Annotated in this window: 16 protein-coding genes; 9 read left to right on the forward strand and 7 right to left on the reverse strand. The window is 72.1% G+C overall.

Features of this window, described 5'->3' with window-relative positions:
* Positions 1 to 101 precede the first annotated feature (101 nt).
* The 3 genes from O7605_RS24745 to O7605_RS24755 are packed head-to-tail and all read right to left on the reverse strand — an operon-like array spanning position 102 to position 3,302.
* Complete coding sequence (locus O7605_RS24745; RefSeq protein WP_269741375.1) at positions 102 to 1,178, reverse strand: alcohol dehydrogenase catalytic domain-containing protein; 1,077 nt, start codon at positions 1,176 to 1,178, stop codon at positions 102 to 104.
* Positions 1,175 to 2,593, reverse strand: a complete 1,419-nt coding sequence (locus tag O7605_RS24750; protein ID WP_269741376.1) for an aldehyde dehydrogenase family protein — start codon at positions 2,591 to 2,593, stop codon at positions 1,175 to 1,177. The genes O7605_RS24745 and O7605_RS24750 overlap by 4 nt, the downstream gene beginning before the upstream one ends.
* Positions 2,594 to 2,636: 43 nt before the next feature.
* Entirely contained in the window at positions 2,637 to 3,302 is a 666-nt protein-coding gene (locus O7605_RS24755; RefSeq protein WP_269741377.1) for a TetR/AcrR family transcriptional regulator, read from the reverse strand.
* Between the two features lie 89 nt (positions 3,303 to 3,391).
* On the opposite strand from O7605_RS24755, the gene O7605_RS24760 reads away from it, so the two are divergent.
* From O7605_RS24760 to O7605_RS24780, 5 genes are all read left to right on the forward strand, one after another.
* Positions 3,392 to 4,540, forward strand: coding sequence for an acyl-CoA dehydrogenase family protein (locus O7605_RS24760; protein ID WP_269741378.1), 1,149 nt, complete (start codon positions 3,392 to 3,394; stop codon positions 4,538 to 4,540).
* Positions 4,541 to 4,564: 24 nt separating this feature from the next.
* Positions 4,565 to 5,737 (forward strand): acyl-CoA dehydrogenase family protein, encoded by a 1,173-nt coding sequence (locus tag O7605_RS24765; RefSeq protein WP_269741379.1) that lies wholly within the window; start codon positions 4,565 to 4,567, stop codon positions 5,735 to 5,737.
* Complete coding sequence (locus tag O7605_RS24770) at positions 5,734 to 6,198, forward strand: MaoC family dehydratase (RefSeq protein ID WP_269741380.1); 465 nt, start codon at positions 5,734 to 5,736, stop codon at positions 6,196 to 6,198. The genes O7605_RS24765 and O7605_RS24770 overlap by 4 nt, the downstream gene beginning before the upstream one ends.
* Positions 6,195 to 7,127 carry an AMP-binding protein gene (locus O7605_RS24775; RefSeq protein WP_269741381.1) on the forward strand — a complete coding sequence of 311 codons (933 nt, stop codon included), beginning with the start codon at positions 6,195 to 6,197 and terminating at the stop codon, positions 7,125 to 7,127. Before O7605_RS24770 ends, O7605_RS24775 begins: the two co-directional genes overlap by 4 nt.
* Before the next feature lie 136 nt (positions 7,128 to 7,263).
* The gene (locus tag O7605_RS24780; RefSeq protein ID WP_269741382.1) at positions 7,264 to 7,782 is read left to right on the forward strand and encodes a GNAT family N-acetyltransferase; all 519 of its coding nucleotides are present in this window, start codon (positions 7,264 to 7,266) and stop codon (positions 7,780 to 7,782) included.
* Between the two features lie 46 nt (positions 7,783 to 7,828).
* Here O7605_RS24780 and O7605_RS24785 read toward each other — a convergent pair whose 3' ends face one another.
* On the reverse strand, positions 7,829 to 9,691 hold the full coding sequence (locus O7605_RS24785) for an adenylyl cyclase (protein WP_269741383.1): 1,863 nt from the start codon (positions 9,689 to 9,691) through the stop codon (positions 7,829 to 7,831).
* A 242-nt stretch (positions 9,692 to 9,933) separates the two neighbouring features.
* Positions 9,934 to 11,391 carry a PepSY-associated TM helix domain-containing protein gene (locus O7605_RS24790; protein WP_269741384.1) on the reverse strand — a complete coding sequence of 486 codons (1,458 nt, stop codon included), beginning with the start codon at positions 11,389 to 11,391 and terminating at the stop codon, positions 9,934 to 9,936.
* 211 nt (positions 11,392 to 11,602) lie between these two features.
* Between O7605_RS24790 and O7605_RS24795 the strand changes: the two genes are divergently transcribed.
* Together O7605_RS24795 and O7605_RS24800 are read left to right on the forward strand one after the other, a co-directional pair.
* Positions 11,603 to 12,559, forward strand: a complete 957-nt coding sequence (locus tag O7605_RS24795; protein WP_269741385.1) for a DUF4034 domain-containing protein — start codon at positions 11,603 to 11,605, stop codon at positions 12,557 to 12,559.
* Between the two features lie 62 nt (positions 12,560 to 12,621).
* Positions 12,622 to 13,341 carry a class I SAM-dependent methyltransferase gene (locus O7605_RS24800; protein WP_269741386.1) on the forward strand — a complete coding sequence of 240 codons (720 nt, stop codon included), beginning with the start codon at positions 12,622 to 12,624 and terminating at the stop codon, positions 13,339 to 13,341.
* A 42-nt stretch (positions 13,342 to 13,383) separates the two neighbouring features.
* Here the strand turns inward: O7605_RS24800 and O7605_RS24805 are convergent, their stop codons facing one another.
* Positions 13,384 to 14,553, reverse strand: a complete 1,170-nt coding sequence (locus O7605_RS24805) for a 4-hydroxybenzoate 3-monooxygenase (RefSeq protein ID WP_269741387.1) — start codon at positions 14,551 to 14,553, stop codon at positions 13,384 to 13,386.
* 36 nt (positions 14,554 to 14,589) lie between these two features.
* Positions 14,590 to 16,050 carry a benzaldehyde dehydrogenase gene (locus O7605_RS24810; protein WP_269741388.1) on the reverse strand — a complete coding sequence of 487 codons (1,461 nt, stop codon included), beginning with the start codon at positions 16,048 to 16,050 and terminating at the stop codon, positions 14,590 to 14,592.
* Between the two features lie 339 nt (positions 16,051 to 16,389).
* Here O7605_RS24810 and O7605_RS24815 point away from each other — a divergent pair, with 339 nt between their 5' ends.
* On the forward strand, positions 16,390 to 17,208 hold the full coding sequence (locus O7605_RS24815; RefSeq protein ID WP_269741389.1) for a CoA transferase subunit A: 819 nt from the start codon (positions 16,390 to 16,392) through the stop codon (positions 17,206 to 17,208).
* A 76-nt stretch (positions 17,209 to 17,284) separates the two neighbouring features.
* Positions 17,285 to 18,055 (forward strand): CoA-transferase subunit beta, encoded by a 771-nt coding sequence (locus O7605_RS24820; RefSeq protein WP_269741390.1) that lies wholly within the window; start codon positions 17,285 to 17,287, stop codon positions 18,053 to 18,055.
* Positions 18,056 to 18,086 lie beyond the last annotated feature (31 nt).

Below are 18,086 nucleotides of genomic sequence, written 5' to 3' on the forward strand. Positions count from 1 at the left end.
CCAGGGAAGTTCGCTACAGGTGGCAGGGCACCGACCTGTCACGACACTCGATAACGCCCTCGATGCTCGGAGCGGGGATGCCGCTGGCAGACCGGGGCGGCTCAGTCGAACAGGACCACCGTGCGGGCGCCTTCGCCCCGGGCCATCCGGGCCAGCGCCCCCGGTGCGTCGTCGAGGGTGATCCGGTCGGTGACCAGGAAGTCGAGGTCGAGGGTGCCGTCGAGCACCGCGCGGGCCAGCTCGGGCACGTCCCGGTCGGGGTCGGAGGAGCCGTACACCGAGGAGCGCAGGGTGCGGGCCGAGTGGAAGATCTCCAGGGCGCTGAGGGCGACCATGTCGTCCTTGCCGCCCATGCCGACCACGATGACCTGCCCGCCGCGCCGGGTGGCCCGCCAGGCGGCGCGGATGGTGGCGGCCCGGCCGACGCACTCGACCGCGTGGTCGACTCCCCGGCCGTCGGTGAGCGACCGTACCGCGCGGCTGAGGGTGTCGTCGGCGAGCAGGAAGTCGGTGGCGCCGGCGGCGTGCGCCAGCTCGGCCTTGGCGGGTGCCACGTCGACCGCGATGACGCGCGCGGCATCGGCGGCGCGGGCGGCGGCGACCGCGGAGAGGCCGACGCCGCCGAGACCGATGACGGCGACCGAGTCGCCGGGCCGGACGTCGGCGGTACGGCGGATCGCGCCGACGCCGGTGAGCACCGCGCAGCCGAGCAGCGCGGCGGTGGGGAAGGGCAGGTCCGGCGGTACGGCGACGACGGCCTGCTGTGGCACCACCACCTGCTCGGCCAGTGCGCCGAGGCCGAGGGTGACGTGCAGCGGCTCGCCGTCGATGGTGTGCCCGAGGGAGGCGGCGGGGGTGCCGGAGCGTTCGCAGAGCCACGGTTCGCCGTGCCCGCAGTACCAGCAGGACCGGCACGGAGGAGCCCAGTCGAGCACCACGTGGTCGCCGACGGCGATCCGGTCGACGTCGGCGCCGACCTCGACCACCACGCCCGCGGCCTCGTGGCCGAGCAGCAGCGGGTACGGCGCGGCGATGGTGCCGTCGACCATGGACAGGTCGGAGTGGCAGACGCCGGCCGCCCGGACCGCCACCCGCACCTGCCCGGAGCCGGTGGCGGGCAGCTCGACAGGTTCCACCCGGGTCGGCGTGCCGACGCCCCGGACCACCAGGCCCCTCACCGTTGGATCGCCTTCACTTCGCAGAACTCCTCCAGCCCGTGCACGCCCAGCTCACGGCCGACGCCGGACTGCTTGTAGCCGCCGAACGGGGCGAGCGGGTTGAACGGTGCGCCGTTGATGTCGACGGCCCCGGTACGCAGCCGGCGCGCCACCCGCAACGCCCGGTCCTCGTCGCCGGACCAGACCGCGCCGGCCAGCCCGTAGCGGGAGTTGTTGGCGACCCGCACCGCGTGGTCGTCGTCGTCCACCGGGATGACCGCCAGCACCGGCCCGAAGATCTCCTCCTGCGCGAGGGCGCTGTCCGGGTCGACGTCGGCGATGACGGTCGGGGCGACGAACCAGCCCCGCTGCGGGACGGGGGCGTCCGGGCCACCGGCCACCAGCCGGCCGCCGTCGGCCAGGCCCCGGGTGATGTGGTCGCGTACCCGGTCCCGCTGCTGGGCGGAGACCAGCGGGCCGAGCCGGGTGGCCGGGTCGAGCGGGTCACCGAGCCGGTAGCCGTCGGTGGCCTTGGCGGCCAGGTCGAGGGCCTCGTCGTAGCGGTCCCGGTGCACCAGCATCCGGGTCCACGCGGTGCAGGTCTGCCCCGAGTTGAGGAAGGCGTTGCCGACGCCCACCTTGACCGCGCCGGCCAGGTCGGCGTCGTCGAGGATCACGTTCGCCGACTTGCCGCCCAGTTCCAGCGACACCCGGGCGATCCGGTCGGCGGTCAGGTGGGTGATCCGCCGGCCGGTGGCGGTGGAGCCGGTGAAGGAGACCAGGTCCACGTCGGGATGCCCGGCGAGGGCCTCGCCGACCACCGGCCCGGTGCCGGTGACCAGGTTGACCACGCCGGGTGGCAGGCCGGCTTCGTCGATGGCGTCGAAGAGCAGGTACGCCGTGAGCGGGGTCAGTTCGCTCGGCTTCAGCACCAGCGTGCAGCCGGCGGCCAGGGCGGGCGCGAGCTTGGCGACGATCTGGTGCAGCGGGTAGTTCCACGGGGTGATCGCGCCGACCACGCCGACGGGTTCGCGTACCACCAGGGAGTTGCCCACGGTCTGCGGCGCGGGCGGGTGCGCGGCCAGGTCGACGTAGCTGCGCAGCACGGTGAGCGGCAGCCCGGCCTGGACGCGGGTGGCGACCTTCAGCGGGGTGCCGAGTTCGGCGGCGACGGTGTGCGCGATGTCGTCGGCGCGGGCGGTCAGGGCGGCGTGCAGCCGGTCGAGGTGGGCGGCCCGGTCGGCGGGGTCGGTCGCCGCCCAGCCCTCGAAGGCGGCCCGCGCGGCGGCCACGGCCCGGTCGACATCTTCGGCCGTGCCGGCCGGGACGGTGCCGATGACCTCCTCGGTCGTCGGATTGTGCACCTCCAGCGGCGGCCCGCCCTCCGCGCGTACCCAGTGTCCGTCGAGGTAGAAGTCGGTCCGTACGGATTCCATGGGCTCCTCACCTCGACCAAAACTAGCGGTGCAAGTTTGGACTCTAGTACGCCGGACCGCCCGGCGGGAGGGGCGGCAGCGGGCCGACCACGCGTTCGTAGGTGTGCGACAGCCCGTCGAGCAGTGCCTCCAGGCCCAGCGCGAAGGCGCCCTCGTCGACCTGCTGCTGGTGTTCGGCCAGGCGGTGGGCCTGGCTGAGGTGCGGGTACTGCTCCGCGTAGAGGCCCGGGTCCTCCACGAAGCCCCGGGCGAACGACCCGAGCGCCGAACCCGTCACGAAGTAGCGCATCAGCGCGCCGATGTGCGTCGCCCGGGCGGGTGGCCAGCCCGCCGCGACCAGCCCGCCGTAGACGGCGTCGGCCATGGCCAGTGCCGCCGGGCGTCGACCCGGACCCCGGGCCAGGTGCGGCACGATGTTCGGATGGGCGGCGAGGGCGGCCCGGTAGGAGTGACCCCAGCGGCGCAGCGCCTCGCGCCAGTCGACCTCGCCGAAGTACGACACGTCGACCTGGCCGGTGATGCTGTCCGCCACCGCGTCGAGGATCTCGTCCTTGGTGGCGAAGTGGTTGTACAGCGAGGGCCCGCGTACGCCGAGCGCGGCGGCGAGCCGGCGGGTGGAGAACGCGTCGAGCCCTTCGGCGTCGATCAGCGCGGCGGCGGCCTCGACGATCCGCTCCCGGCTGAGCAGGGCCTGTCGCGGCCGGGGCATGGGCGTCCTCCTTCGGGTGGGTGGCTCGCGGGGAACTTTGCCACACCGGGGTCTGGACAGCATAAAACTTGCACCGCTAGTTTATTGCCATGGACCTTCACCTCTCGGCCGAGCAGGTCGCGGTCCGTTCGCTCGCCGCCGACTTCGTCAACCGCGAGGTGGTGCCGCACGCGACGGCCTGGGACCGACGCGAGGCGGTCGACCCCGGCATCGTCGGCAAGCTCGGCGAGGTCGGCTTCCTCGGCCTCACCATCGCCGAGGAGTACGGCGGCTCCGGCGGCGACCACCTCGCGTACTGCCTGGTGCTCGAGGAACTCGGCCGAGGCGACTCCGCCGTCCGGGGCATCGTGTCGGTCTCGCTCGGCCTGGTCGCCAAGTCGATCGCCACCCACGGCACCCCGGAACAGCGCGAACGGTGGTTGCCGCCGCTCTGCTCCGGCACCGCGCTCGGCTGCTTCGCCCTCACCGAACCGGACAGCGGCTCGGACGCGGCGGCGCTGAACACCCGGGCGGTCCGCAACGGCGACGACTGGCTGCTCACCGGCCGCAAGACGTTCATCACCAACGGCACCACCGCCGACGTGGCGCTGCTCTTCGCCCGTACCGGCGGCCCGGGCCACCGGGGCGTCACCGCGTTCCTGGTGCCGACCGACAGCCCCGGCCTCGCCCGGTCGGAGATCAAGGGCAAGCTCGGCCTGCGCGGGCAGGCCACCGCCGAACTCGTCCTCGACGCCGTCCGGGTGCCCGACACCGCCCGCCTCGGCGAGTGCGGCGCCGGCTTCAAGCTGGCGCTGGCCACCCTCGCCAAGGGACGCATGTCGGTCGCCGCCGGCTGCGTCGGCATCGCCCAGGGCTGCCTGGACGCCGCCGTCGACTACGCCGGAAAACGTACGCAGTTCGGCAAGCCGATCGCCGGCCACCAGCTCGTGCAGCAACTGCTCGCCGGCATCGCGGTCGACACCGCCGCCGCGCGGCTGCTGGTCTGGCGGGTCGCCGACCTGATCGACCGGGGCCAGCCGTTCGCCACCGAGGCGTCGATGGCCAAGCTGTTCGCCAGCGAGGCCGCCGTCCGCGCGGCGAACGACGCCATCCAGGTCTTCGGCGGATACGGCTACATCGACGAGTACCCGGTCGGCAAGTACCTGCGCGACGCCCGCGTCGCCACCCTCTACGAGGGCACCAGCCAGATCCAGCAGTTACTCATCGGGCGGGCGCTCACCGGCGTCAACGCCTTCTGAACCCGCGAGAGGAACCGTGAGCACATGGACTTCGGGCTGTCCGACGAGGAACGGGCCATCCGCGACACCGCCCGTGACTTCATCACCCGCGAGGTCATGCCGCTGGAGCAGGAGCTGCTGCGCCGGGAGCGGGCCCACCAGCCCGGCCTGGAACGCGCCGAGCTGAGGGAGTTGCAGCTCAAGGCCCGCAAGTTCGGCTTCTGGGGGCTGGCCACACCGCAGGAGTACGGCGGCATGGACCTGCCCGCCGTCGTGCAGTCGCTGATCTGGACCGAGATCGGCCGCAGTTTCGTGCCGTTCCGCTTCGGTGGCGAGGCGGACAACATCCTGTTCCACGCCACCGCCGAGCAGCGGCAGGAGTTCCTGCTGCCCACCATCGAGGGGGAGCGCAACTCCTGCTTCGCCATCACCGAGCCGGGTGCCGGCTCGGACGCGGCGAACATCCGGTTCCGGGCCCGGCGCGACGGCGACGACTGGATCCTCAACGGTGAGAAGACCTTCATCACCGGCGGCAACGAGGCCGACTTCGCCATCGTCATCGCGGTCACCGACCCCGAGCGGGGGGCCCGCGACGGCGGGGCGACCGCGTTCCTGGTGGACCGGGCGATGGGCTGGCGGTCGGAGTTCATCCCCACCATGGGCGAGGGCGGGCCCGCGTCGCTGTTCTTCGACGACGTACGGGTGCCGCACCGCAACATCCTCGGCGAGATCGGGCAGGGTTTCACCCTGGCGATGCAGTGGATCGGCAAGGGGCGCTACACCATCCCGTCGCACGCCGTCGGCATCGCCGAACGCGCGCTGCGGATGGCCATCGACCACGCCAACACCCGGGAGACCTTCGGGTCGAAGATCGGCACCAACCAGGCCATCCAGTGGATGATCGCCGACTCGGAGACCGAGCTGGAGGCGGCCCGCTGGCTGATCCTGCGGGCCGCCTGGACGGTCGACGCCGGCCTGGACCCGAGGCACGCCTCCTCGATGGCGAAGCTCTACGGTGCCGGCATGGTCAACCGGGTGGTCGACCGGGTCATGCAGATCCACGGCGGGATGGGCTACACCCGCGAGCTGCCGATCGAACGCTGGTACCGGCAGGTGCGGCTGTACCGGATCTTCGAGGGCACCGACGAGATGCAGCGCCTGATCATCGCCCGCGACCTGCTGCGCGGGTACACGAAGCTCGGAGGGCACCTGGGATGAGAAGCTTCGCCAGCCTCGACGAGTTGGCCGGCGCGGTCGGCGAACGACTCGGCCCCGGTCCGTGGTTCCCCATCGACCAGCGTCGGGTCGACCTGTTCGCCGACGCCACCGACGACCATCAGTGGATCCACCTCGACCAGGAACGGGCGGCGGCCGGGCCGTTCGGCGGCACCATCGCCCACGGCTACCTGACCCTCGCCCTGCTGCCCGCGCTGGTCGGCCGCCTGTACCGGGTGGACGGGGTGCGGATGGGGGTCAACTACGGCCTCAACCGGGTCCGGTTCCCCGCACCCGTACGCGTCGGCAGCTCGGTGCGGGTCGTCGCCACCATCGACCAGGTCAGCCCGTTCGAGGGCGGGGCTCAACTGGTGGCCACGGTGACCGTGGAGGGCGACGGCGGCGGCAAGCCGGTCTGCGTGGCCGAGACGGTCAGCCGGCTGTACGCGGACCCGCCCCGATGACCGCGCTCTCCCCGGCGACCGTGCTGGCCGGCTCCGCCGACCGGCACGCCGACACGGTCGCCGTCGTCGACGGCCGGGTCCGGGTCACGTACGCCGAACTGTGGTTGGAGGCCCGCTGTTACGGCGCCGGGCTGCGGGCCGCCGGGGTGCGCGGCGGTGACGCGGTGGCCCTGCTCGCGCCGAACGTGGTGGATTTCCCCCGGGTCTACTTCGGTGCCCTCGCCGCCGGGGCGGTCGCCGTACCGGTCGGTGTGCCGGTCGGTCCGCAGGCCGTCCACCTGGCCCGGGAGGCGCGGCTGCTGGTCTGCCACACCTCGCACCTGGCCGCCGGGCGGCGGATCAGCGTACGGGCCGGCGTCCCGCTGCTCACGGTCGGTCCGGGCCGGGCCCCGTCCGCCGTACCCCGGTTGGAGGACCTCTGCGACACCCCACCCGGCGGCACCGTCACGTTCGCGGACCCCGACGTCGATCCGGCCGTCGAGCCGGACGGCACCGACGTGGTGCTCGGCTGTCTGCCGTTGGGCGGCCGGTTCGGTCAGGCCGTCACGTTGACCGGCACCTTCCGGGCGGGAGCGACCCTGGTGCTGCTCAGCCGCTTCACCGGCCCGGCGGCGCTGGATCTCATGGTGCGCGAGGAGGTCACCGTGTTCCACGGCACGTCGGCGATGTACGCGGCCCTGCTCGACGCCGCCCGGGGCCGGAGGACGCTGCCCAGGCTGCGTCACTGCGTGAGCCGGGCACCGTTGCCGCCGTCGCTACGGCAGCGCTTCACCAGCACCTTCGACACCGTCGTCGACGTGGCCGAGGGGGAGCGCGACTCGTCCGGGAGGCCGGATGCATCCACCGGCCGGGTGCGTACCGCCCGGCGGCTCCGCTCGCGTCGACTGGGCTGCCACAGCGAGCGCTACCGGCGGGGGCCCGGAAGCTAGTGCGGTGACCCGCAGCGGTCGCCGGGTCGGGCCTGACCGGCGAGTGGTGCTTCGATCCGCGACCGGTTTGGCCGAGATGGCGGTGCGGTTCCGATCGCTGTACGGGCTGTCCCGCGCCCTCGCCTACGATTCGACCATGACCCGAGACGAGCCGGCGGGGGCCGAGGTGCGGCTGCGCCCGATGACGGCGGACGACGCCGACCGGGTACTGGCGATCTACCAGGCCGGGCTGGACGGCGGCAACGCCAGCTTCGAGACCGTCGCACCGACCTGGGCCGCCTTCGACGCCGGCCGGCTGCCGGCGCATCGGCTGGTCGCGGTCGACGGGGGCGGGACGCTGATCGGCTGGATCGCCGTGTCGCCCACCTCCGCCCGGGCGGTCTATGCCGGAGTGGTGGAGCACTCCGTCTACGTCGACCCGGCCGCGCAGGGGCGGGGAGTGGCCCGCTTGCTGCTCGACGCGCTGATCGAGTCGACCGACGCCGCGGGCATCTGGACGATCCAGTCCGGTGTCTTCCCGGAGAACACCGCCAGCCTGGCGCTGCACCGGCGGGCCGGGTTCCGGACGGTCGGCACCCGCGAGCGGGTGGGCCGCCACCACGGCCGCTGGCGCGACGTCGTCCTGCTGGAGCGCCGCAGCCCGGTGGTGGACTGAACCACGTCGGCGGGGACCGGCGAGCCGCCGGCCCCCGCCCGCGGTGCTACGGGTACTGCTCCAGGTAGACCGGAGCGCCGACCCGGTCCATGCCGGCCGCCTCGCCGACACCGTTGACCACGTGGTCGATGGTGCCCGCGCTGAGGTTCACCGTCATGATGTGGTGCAGCCGGATGCCGGGTCGCACCGGCACCTCGAAGCCGTTCTCGGTGCGGATCGACGGGTTGTTCTGGTTGAACACGTACACCCCGCCGCCGTGCAGGGTGTGGTGGCGGACCCGGTCGCCGACCTTGTAGCCGGCCCACCCGTTGACCGTGCCGTTGTGCCAGTCCGCCTGGGTGGGCGGGTCGTACGGCAGCTCGTTCTGGTAGAGGATCGTGGTGCCGTGCTCACCGTTCCACACGGTGTTGTACCGCTGGAAGTGCTCGACGAACAGGCCGGTGGCGGTGACGTGGTCGCCGTTGACGACGACCCCGTAGCGACCGGTGTTGGTCCGCCAGCGGTCGGTGTCGCCGTTGACGCCTTCGGTGAAGCCCTCGACACCGTGGTCGCCCCGCCACACCCAGGTGTGGTCGATCAGCACGTGGTCGCTGTTGACCTCCAGCGCGGTGTCCGTCTTGCCGATGTGCGGGCCGCCGACCCGGAAGTACACGTCGGACAGCGTGATCGGGTTGCGCGGGGTGCTGTGGTTGCGGCCGTGCTCGCGGCCGACCCGCAGCAGCACCGGCGATTCCTTCAGGCCGGCGTCGATGGTGACCCCGGCGACGACCACGCCGGGCACCCCGGCGACGTTCAGCGGTACCGCGCCGTCGACCGCGGTGAGGGTGGCGTGCCCGATGCCGAGCACGATCGTGTCGGGCCGGCGGACCTCGATGCTGCGGGCCACGTCGTACACCCCGGGGGTGAGCAGCAGGTGCCGCCCCCGGGCGAGTTCCCGGTTGATGACGTGCACCGGGTCGGACGGCCGGGCGACGAAGAAGTCGCTGATCGGGATGGTCCGTCCCGGCGTCATCCGGGTACCCCAGGTGATGCCCCGCGTGTCGCGGCGCACAGCCGGCACCCGGACCTGGTACTTGCCCCTGGCGTCGACGAACAGGTACGGCTTCTCCCGGCTCAGCGGGGTGGTGTCCAGCGTGGTGTACGGCGGGTCGGGGAACCCGGCGTCGTCGGGCGCGCCGACCACCCCGGCGAACACCTGGTTCCACACCGCGTTGGACCAGCTCTCGACCTCACTGTTGCGGGTCAGCCACTGCTGCTGTGAGCCGTTGGTGGTGGCCGGTAGCCGGGAGTCGGCGATGAAGCCGCCACTGGCGTACTGCGGCCCGTTGGTGCAGTAGTCCATCAGGGACAGGCCGCCGCCGCTGATGTCGAGCCGGCGCATCGACACGGCCTGGGACACCGCCCAGAAGTTCGCCGAGGCACGGCAGTCGTCCTGGCCGGTGGCGTTGATGCGCAGCGACAGGTTGCTCAGCGTGCGCCAGAAGTTGACGAGCGCGATGCAGTTGGCCGTGCCGCCCTCGGTCAAGCAGCGGTTGTACGCCTCGATCTTGCCGTTGATGACCACGTCGGTGGGGGAGGCGCCCAGGCCGGAGATCTCGGTGTAGTAGCCCACCTTGATCTGGAGTGGCTGCTCGGCGGTGCCGTAGTGGCCGGGCCGGAACAGGTAGGCGTGCCGGGTGGTGCCCATCTCGTTGTCGACCTGTGCGGCGTGCGCCGCGTCGAGGGTCGCCTGGATCTGGCTGACCGGCATGCTCGGGTCGAAGATCGTGACGTTGGGACCGAAGGTGGGGCCGGTCGGTCGGGGCGGGCCCGCGCTGACCGGGGTGTTCGTGGCGACCGCGGCGGTGGTCAGCACCAACCCGAAGGCCAGTGCTCGACCGAGTCGCCGCTGTGGTGGTGGGGTCGGCATGCGTTCGTCCTTCCCGTCGGGCCGGTCGATGGCGGACCCGACGACACGATGGACCAGGGCGTGTGAGAGCGCTCTCTCATCAGGCTGACTTGTATCACGGTGTGAAGAAACGGGGACGAGATGTTTCTACCCCGTAACGCCGCCGCGCGCCATGCCCCGAAGCGGGTGAATCCACGATCGACACCGTTCCAGCGGAACGTCGACGTCCGGAGGGCGAGCGTCCCGCCGGAACGGCATCGAGGTCACCCGGCCGAGGTCGAGGCGGGATCGCCTCGGCGGCCGGCACGTCGGCGGGCGAACACGCCGACGACGACGTCGGCCACGAGGAAGCCGAGCAGCGGGATGCCGAACCAGGGCAGCGCCCAGCCGACCGCGACGATCACCGGCACCCCGAGCAGCACCGCCCACCAGGGCAGACCGCGCAGGCCGCCACGCGCCGGTGGCGTGCCGACCGGGGCGCGTCGGTCGGCCCGGGTCGGGCGGCGCTGCCACCACATCCGGTAGCCCCACACGATGACGCAGAGCAGACCGACGGCCAGCGCGGCCAGCAGGATCTGGTTGACCACGCCGAAGAGCAGCCCCATGTGCGCCTGTACGCCCAGGGCGCTGAGCTTGGCCAGCAGGGACCAGTCGGCGTAGTCGTTGCGGGCGGTCACCGTGTTGCTGTCCGGGTCGACGGCGACCTGGTCGAACCGCACCGGCCAGACGTTGTCGGTCTGGGCGACCGCCCAGGCGGTGCCGGGCGTGCCCGGGCTGATCTCGACCGGCCCGGACAGGCCCGCGTCGCGGGCCACCGCCAGGACCTGGTCGAAGGTGGCCGGATCGGCTGCCGCCGACGGTGCCGCGCCGCCGTGCTGGTGCTCGCCGCCACCGGGGCTCGGCGCACCGTCCAACGTGGTGGACAGCACGGGCCGCCGGGCGTCGAGCGCGTCCAACCCGGCGCCGAAGTTCGCACCGGCGAAGCGGGACCAGGTCAGCCCGGTGGCCGCGAGGAACAGCAACCCGACGGCGAGCCAGACGCCGGTGGTGGCGTGCCAGCTCCGCGTCCGCCGTACCCCCTTGGCGGCGGACAGGTCCGGAACCAGCAGGTGCCTGGCGCGACCACGTCCGTTGTTCCGGCGACGCCACCACAGGATGATGCCGCCGAGCGCCAGTACCCACAGCCAACTGGCGGCGATCTCGGAATAGTGCCGTCCGAGGTCGCCCAGGTGCAGGTTGCGGTGCAGGTCGTCGAGCCAGGTGGTGGCGGGGGTGGAGCCGAACCAGGTGGTGAGCTGCCCCTGTACCGCACCCGTGTACGGGTCGACGTAGACGGTGTGCTGCTTCTCGCCCAACTCTTCAAGGGCGAAGACGACCCGGGTCGTCTGGTCGCCGGTACCCGGGGCCACCGACACCAGATCGCCGGCCGGGTGGGCGTTCCGGGCCGCGGTGACCTGGTCGGCCAACGACCTCGGTTGGTCGCCGACGCTGGCGACGGTGAGCTGGTCGCCGTAGAGAAGCTGATCCAGCTGCGGCGTGACCGTGTACGCCAGGCCGGTCAGCGCGGCGACCACCAGGAACGGGGCGACCAGGACACCGGCGTAGAAGTGCAGGCGCAGCAGCAACGCCGCCAGCGGCGCGGCGCGCCGTGGTGATCGGGCGGGTAACGGGCCGGGGAGGGAGTCCGGCGCGGACTCGTCGGACAATTCGGTCAGAGACATGCGTGTTCCGATCGGGTGAGGAGGTCATGCTGCGGACCTGGCCCGTGCCCTTCGGGTCAGTGCTGCCTGCCGTCGCCCGGATGCCCGCCGCTCGATCACCTAGTCGGACGGCGGGCCGTGCTGGTTCCCGCGACTCCGACGTCGTTGCGCCCAACCTTGATCGTTTAGGATCGGCGGCCGGTGCGGCGCACGACACGGAGGTTGGGTTGGCATGTGGCCGTTCAAGAAGCACCCGACGGAGCCGGTCCTGGACCCGACCTACGGTGACCCGCACCGCAAGGCCCTGATCCGGGCGCTGGAGAAGCGCAAGTGGAAGTGGGCCCGGGAGCTGCTCACCATGGCAGCCGACTCGGACGAACTGGCCTTCCTGATGGAGGCCGTCGGCGGGGTCGACGGGATTCAGGACTGGATCGGCGAATGGATCGACGCCGAACCGGAGTCGACGCTGCCGCTGCTGGTAGCCGGTTGTCACGCGGTGCACTGGGCGTGGGAGGCACGCGGCGGCAAACTGGCCAAGTACACAAGTGCCGAGCAGTTCAGAGGATTCCACGAGCGGTTGCACTACGCCGAGGCGACGTTGCAGCAGGTGATCGCCCGCGAACCGGACAACGTGACGGCGTGGGCGTGGCTGGTGACCAGTTCCCGCGGGCTGGGCATCGGTGCGGTCGAGGCTCAGCAGCGGTTCGACGCGGTGACTCGACTGCACCCCGGGCACCTCGTCGCGCACGAGCAGCGGCTGCAGTACCTGTGCGCCAAATGGTCCGGTAGTCATGAGCAGATGTTCGACTTCGCCCGGGGTGCTGCCGCTGCGGCCGGACCCAACAGTCTCCTGCATGAGCTGGTGGCCGTCGCCCACATCGAGAAGTGGGCCCGCACCGAACGAGCGGAGGCCAACGATTACATCGTCTCGGACGAGGTCCGGACGGAGCTGCTCGCCGCGGCGGAGAACTCCATCTTCCACCCGGATTACATCCCTGCCGGCCCGGGCTGGGCACCCCGAGTTGCGACATTCGCGATGGCCTTCGAACTGGCCGACGAGTTCGACGCGGCCTGGCACGCGTTCGCACTGCTGGACGGCATGGTCACCGAGTGGCCGTGGATGATCCTCGGCGACCCGGTCGAGAAATTCACCGTCTCCCTCGACTACGTGACCGCGAACCGCAGCTGACGAACTGCGGTACGGCCCGACTTCGGCCGGAGCGGGTGACGGTCGGCAGGTACCCTCGGCCGGTGTTCTCGCCACAAGGCCCGTCGCTGCGGGAGCTGTGCGTCCAGGCGCTCTCCTCGGTCGAGCGCGGCTACGACCTGCTGGCGCCGAAGTTCGACCACACGCCCTTCCGTACGCCGGAAAGCGTGCTCGACGCGACCGTCGAGGCGCTGTCCGAACTCGGGTCGTTCGCGCACGGCCTGGACGTGTGCTGCGGTACCGGCGCGGGCATGCGGGTGCTCCGGTCCCTGTGTTCCGGAGGGATCACCGGCGTCGACTTCAGCGCCGGAATGCTCGCCCAGGCCCGCCGCGCGTACCCGGATGCCACCTGGGTCCGGGCCGACGCTCGGGCGCTGCCGTTCGCCGCGGGCTTCGACCTCGCGGTCAGCGCCGGAGCGCTCGGACACTTCCTGCCGACCGAACGGCCCGCGCTCTTCGCCGGGGTGTACCGGGCGCTGCGGCCCGGCGGACTCTTCGCCATCCCGATCGGCACGGCACCGCTCACCTCGGTGTCGCACTGGATGACGCGCGGATTCGACCTGGTCATGCGGGTACGCAACGTCGTCTGGCGCCCGCCGTTCGTCATGTACTACCACAGCGCGCCGTTGCCCGCGCTCTGTGCCGACCTGACGGCGGCCGGCTTCACCGCGACGGACGCCGTCTTGCCCGCCCTGGGCACGCACCGCGACGGCAGCCCCCGTTTCCGGCTCATCCTCGCGCGCAAGGCTGCCGCGCACTCCTGAGACGTCGAACGCGCACTCCTGAGACGTTGAAGGGCCTCTCCCTCACACCTCGGGCAGGCCGACGTAGTTCTCGGCGAGGCTGGTGGCGTACGCCGGAGACGTGGTGACGTAGCGCAGGGTCGCCGACTGGAGCTTCGCCTCGTACGGGTCGTCGGCGTTGAGCCGGTGCAGCATCGAGGTCATCCACCAGGAGAACTGCTGCGCCCGCCACACCCGCCGCAGTGCGGTACGCGAGTAGCCGTCCAGCAGTTCGGTGCTGCCGTCGCCGTACCAGGCGGCGAAGGCGTCACCGAGCAGCGCGACGTCGGCGAGGGCCAGGTTCATGCCTTTGGCCCCCGTCGGCGGCACGATGTGCACCGCGTCGCCGGCCAGGTACAGCCGCTGCCACTGCATCGGCTCGACCACCAGGCTGCGCAGCGGAGTGATCGACTTCTCCAGCACCGGCCCCTCGTTGAGCGTCCAGTTCGGCACCGTCTCCAACCGGGTACGCAACTCGGCCCAGATCCGCTCGTCCGGCCAGTCGGCGATGTCCTCGTCGGCCGGTACCTGGAGGTACAGCCGGGAGATCTGCGGTGAGCGCATGCTGTACAGGGCGAAACCGCGCTCGTGGTGGGCGTAGATCAGCTCCTCCACGGCGGGCGGGGCGGCGGCGAGGACGCCCAGCCAGGCGAACGGGTAGGTGCGCTCGTAGGTGGTGAGCACCCCCTCGGGCACGGCCGGCCGGCTGATCCCGTGGTAGCCGTCGCAGCCGACCACGAAGTCGCAGTGCAGCTCCTCGGCCCGGTCCTGATGCCGAAAGTGGACCACCGGGGCGGTGTCCAGTCCGGACAACCGGTCGGCGGGTGCCTCGAACAGGATCGTCCCGCCCGCCGCCAGCCGGGCGGCGATCAGGTCCTTGACCACCTCCTGCTGGCCGTACACGGTGATCGCCCGGCCGGTCAGCTCGGTCATCGGCACCCGGTGCGACTCGCCGTCGAAGCGCAGCTCGATGCCCTCGTGCCGCAGCCCCTCCCGGTCCAGCCGGGCCCCCAGGCCGGTGTCGCGCAGCAGGTCGACCGAGCCCTGTTCGAGCACGCCGGCGCGCAACCGGTGCTCCACGTACTCCCGGCTGCGGCTCTCCAGCACCACCGAGTCGATGCCGTGCCGGTGCAGCAGGTGCGACAGCATGAGACCGGCCGGTCCCGCTCCGATGATGCCGACCTGGGTACGCATCCATGCCTCCTTGGTTCCGACGGCGGTGCCGACGGCCTAGAACGGGTAGCGGGTGATGTCACCCTGCACGGTGAGCCACTGCGTCTCGGTGAACGCCTCGATGTTCGCCGCCGGCCCGCCGAACCGGGAGCCGGTGCCGGAGGCGCCGACCCCGCCGAACGGGGCCACCGCCTCGTCGCTGACGGTCTGGTCGTTGATGTGCACGATGCCGCTGGGGATGCGCTCGGCCAACGCCATCGCCTTCATCACGTCGCGGCTGAGGATGCCCAGCGACAGACCGTACTCGCTGGCGCCGGCAAGCGCCGCCGCCTCGTCCAGGTCGCCGAAGGTGAGCACCGGGGCGACCGGGCCGAAGACCTCCTGCGCGTACGCCGGGGTGTCCGGGGTGACGTCGGCGAGCACGGTGGGCCGGTAGAACAGCCCGTCGTAGCTGCCGCCGGCGGCCAACCGGGCGCCCGCGTCCACGCTCGACGTGACCAGCGAGTGGATCTTGTCGCGCTGCGCCTCGTCGATGATCGGCCCGAGCGCCACCTGCTCCTTGGCGGGGTCACCGACCGGCAGGTGGTCGGCCTTGGCGGCCAACTCGGTGACGTACCGTTCGGCGACACTCTCGTGCACCAGGTGCCGGCCGGTGGTCATGCAGATCTGCCCCTGGTGCAGGAAGGAACCCCAGGCGCCGGCCGAGACGGCGAGGTCGAGGTCCGCGTCGTCGAGCACCACCAGGGCGGAGTTGCCGCCCAGCTCCAGGTGCGCCCGCTTCAGGTGCCGCGCTGCGGCCTCACCGACCTTGCGGCCCGCGGCGGACGACCCGGTGAAGCTGATCACGCGTACGCGCGGGTCGGCCACCAGCGCCTCGCCGGTGGCGACTCCGCCCGGCAGCACGTGCAGCAGGCCCTCGGGCAGCCCCGCCTCCTCGAAGACCCGGGCGATGGCCAGGCCGCCGCACACCGCCGTGCGCAGGTCCGGCTTGAGCACCACCGCGTTGCCCAGCGCCAGCGCCGGGGCGACCGAGCGGATCGCCAGGATCAGCGGAGCGTTGAACGGCGAGATGACGCCCACCACGCCGACGGGTAGCCGGCGGGCCAGGCTCAGTCGGGGCTGAGCACTCGGGATGATCTCACCGAGCGACTGCGAGGGCAGGGTCGCGGCCTCGTAGCACTCCTGCGCGGCGGTGCCGGTCTCCAGGACGCCCTTCGGCGGGATCGACCCGGACTCGCGGACCACCCAGTCGCCGACCTCGGCGGCGTGCTGCTCCCACAACGCGCCGGCCCGGCGCAGCACGGCGGCCCGCTCGGTGTAGCTGGCGGCGGCCCAGGCCCGCTGCGCCGCGGCGGCCCGGGCGCTGGCCCGCGCGACGTCGTCGGCGTCCGCCACGCCGACCTGGCCGATTTCCTCGCCGGTGGCGGGGGCGCGGACGGCGGCGGTGCCGCCGGCCGACCGTACCCAACCATCGCTGTAGATCCGGCCGTGCCAGGTATCGGTGTCGAGCAGGGGCATGGTGATCCTCCTTGCGCCGCAGGTGGGACAGCCACGGGCGGATGGCCGGCGGATGGTCCGGTCACGCCTGACACGTGCGGCGGCCCCGGCGGTGACCCGGGCCGGTCGCGCGTCGCTTGTTCGCTTGCCGAACAAGCGTTCTCATCAAGGACATTTGCACGGTACCCGACCCGCGTCAACGGATCGCCGCAACATTTCTGCAATCGGTCGGGCCCGAAAGGGCGGTCGGCCGGGACGCGTTGACGAACGTCACCGAGGCGGATTACGTTCGAGATAAGTACGCCGGTCCGCATACCGAACACCTTCGGTGGGCGTTCGACACAGGAGGCAGGGAGGCCCATGGCGAAGCTCGTCCCGCTCGCCGACGGCGTCGCGGAACTGGTCCGCGACGGGGACACGGTGGCCCTCGAGGGATTCACCCACCTGATCCCGTTCGCCGCCGGCCACGAGATCATCCGGCAGGAGCGGCGCGACCTGACCCTGGTGCGGATGACCCCCGACGTCGTCTACGACCAGCTCATCGGCGCGGGCTGCGCCCGCCGCCTGGTCTTCTCCTGGGGCGGCAACCCCGGTGTGGGGTCCCTGCACCGCTTCCGCGACGCCGTGCAGAACTCCTGGCCCGTCCCGCTGGAGCTGGAGGAGCACAGCCACGCCGGGATGGCCAACCGCTATGTCGCCGGTGCCTCCGGCCTGCCGTTCGCCGTGCTGCGCGGCTACACCGGCACCGACCTGCCCCGGCACACCGGCAACATCCGCAGCATCGACTGCCCGTTCACCGGGGAGACGCTGACCGCGGTCCCGGCGCTGAACCCGGACGTGACGGTGGTGCACGCCCAGCGCGCCGACCGCGCCGGCAACGTGCAGATGTGGGGCATCACCGGCGTGCAGAAGGAGGCGGTGCTGGCCGCCCGCCGGTCCCTGGTCACCGTCGAGGAGATCGTCGACGAGTTGACCCCGGTGCCGGGCCAGGTCGTGCTGCCCGGCTGGGCGGTCACCGCCGTGGCGCACGTCCCCGGCGGTGCCCACCCCTCCTACGCCCAGGACTACTCGGTGCGGGACAACGCCTTCTACGTGTCCTGGGACGAGATCAGCCGGGACCGGGACACGTTCCAGCGGTGGATCGACCAGCACGTGCACCAGGCGGAGGCGAGGGCATGAGCGAGCGTCAGCGAGCGAATCGTCAGCTCAGTGCGGTGGTGCCTCAGGCCGGGCCGGAGCGCAGCGGAGGGCCGGCATGAGCGAGCGTCAGTACACCGCCGACGAGATGATGACGGTGGCGGCCGCCCGACAGCTACGCGACGGCACCGCCTGCTTCGTCGGGATCGGCCTGCCCAGCACCGCGGCGAACCTCGCCCGCGCCACCCACGCGCCCGAACTGGTGTTGATCTACGAGTCCGGGTGTCTCGGCGCCAAGCCCGACCGGCTGCCGCTGTCCATCGGTGACGGCGTCCTGGCCGACACCGCCGACGCGGTGATCTCGGTGCCCGAGGTGTTCAACTACTGGCTGCAACCCGGGCGCATCGACGTCGGCTTCCTCGGCGCCGCGCAGCTCGACCGGTACGGCAACATCAACACCACCGTCATCGGTGGCGACTACACCGACCCGAAGGTGCGCCTGCCCGGTGCCGGTGGCGCTCCCGAGATCGCCGCCTCCTGCGGCGAGGTGGTGGTGATCGTCCGGCAGAGCCGCCGTACCTTCACCGAACGCGTCGACTTCGTCACCTCGGTCGGCTACGGCGCCGGCCCTGGTGACCGGGCCCGGCTCGGGCTGCGCGGTGGTGGACCCCGTACCGTCATCACCGACCTCGGCATCCTCGAGGCCGACCCGGACAGCTGCGAACTCACCCTCACCCGGCTGCATCCGGGCGTGACCGTCGAGCGGGCCCGCGAGGCCACCGGCTGGCCGCTCGCCGTCGCCCGGGATCTGGGCACAGTCGAGCCACCCACCGCCGAGGAACTCGCCGTGCTGCGCGCCCTCGAAGCGACCATGCGGGCGGCGGCGTGAACGGGCGCAGTCCGCTCATCGAGGGTGGTGC

It is taken from the genome of Verrucosispora sp. WMMA2121, assembly GCF_027460185.1.
Taxonomy (GTDB): domain Bacteria; phylum Actinomycetota; class Actinomycetes; order Mycobacteriales; family Micromonosporaceae; genus Micromonospora; species Micromonospora palythoicola.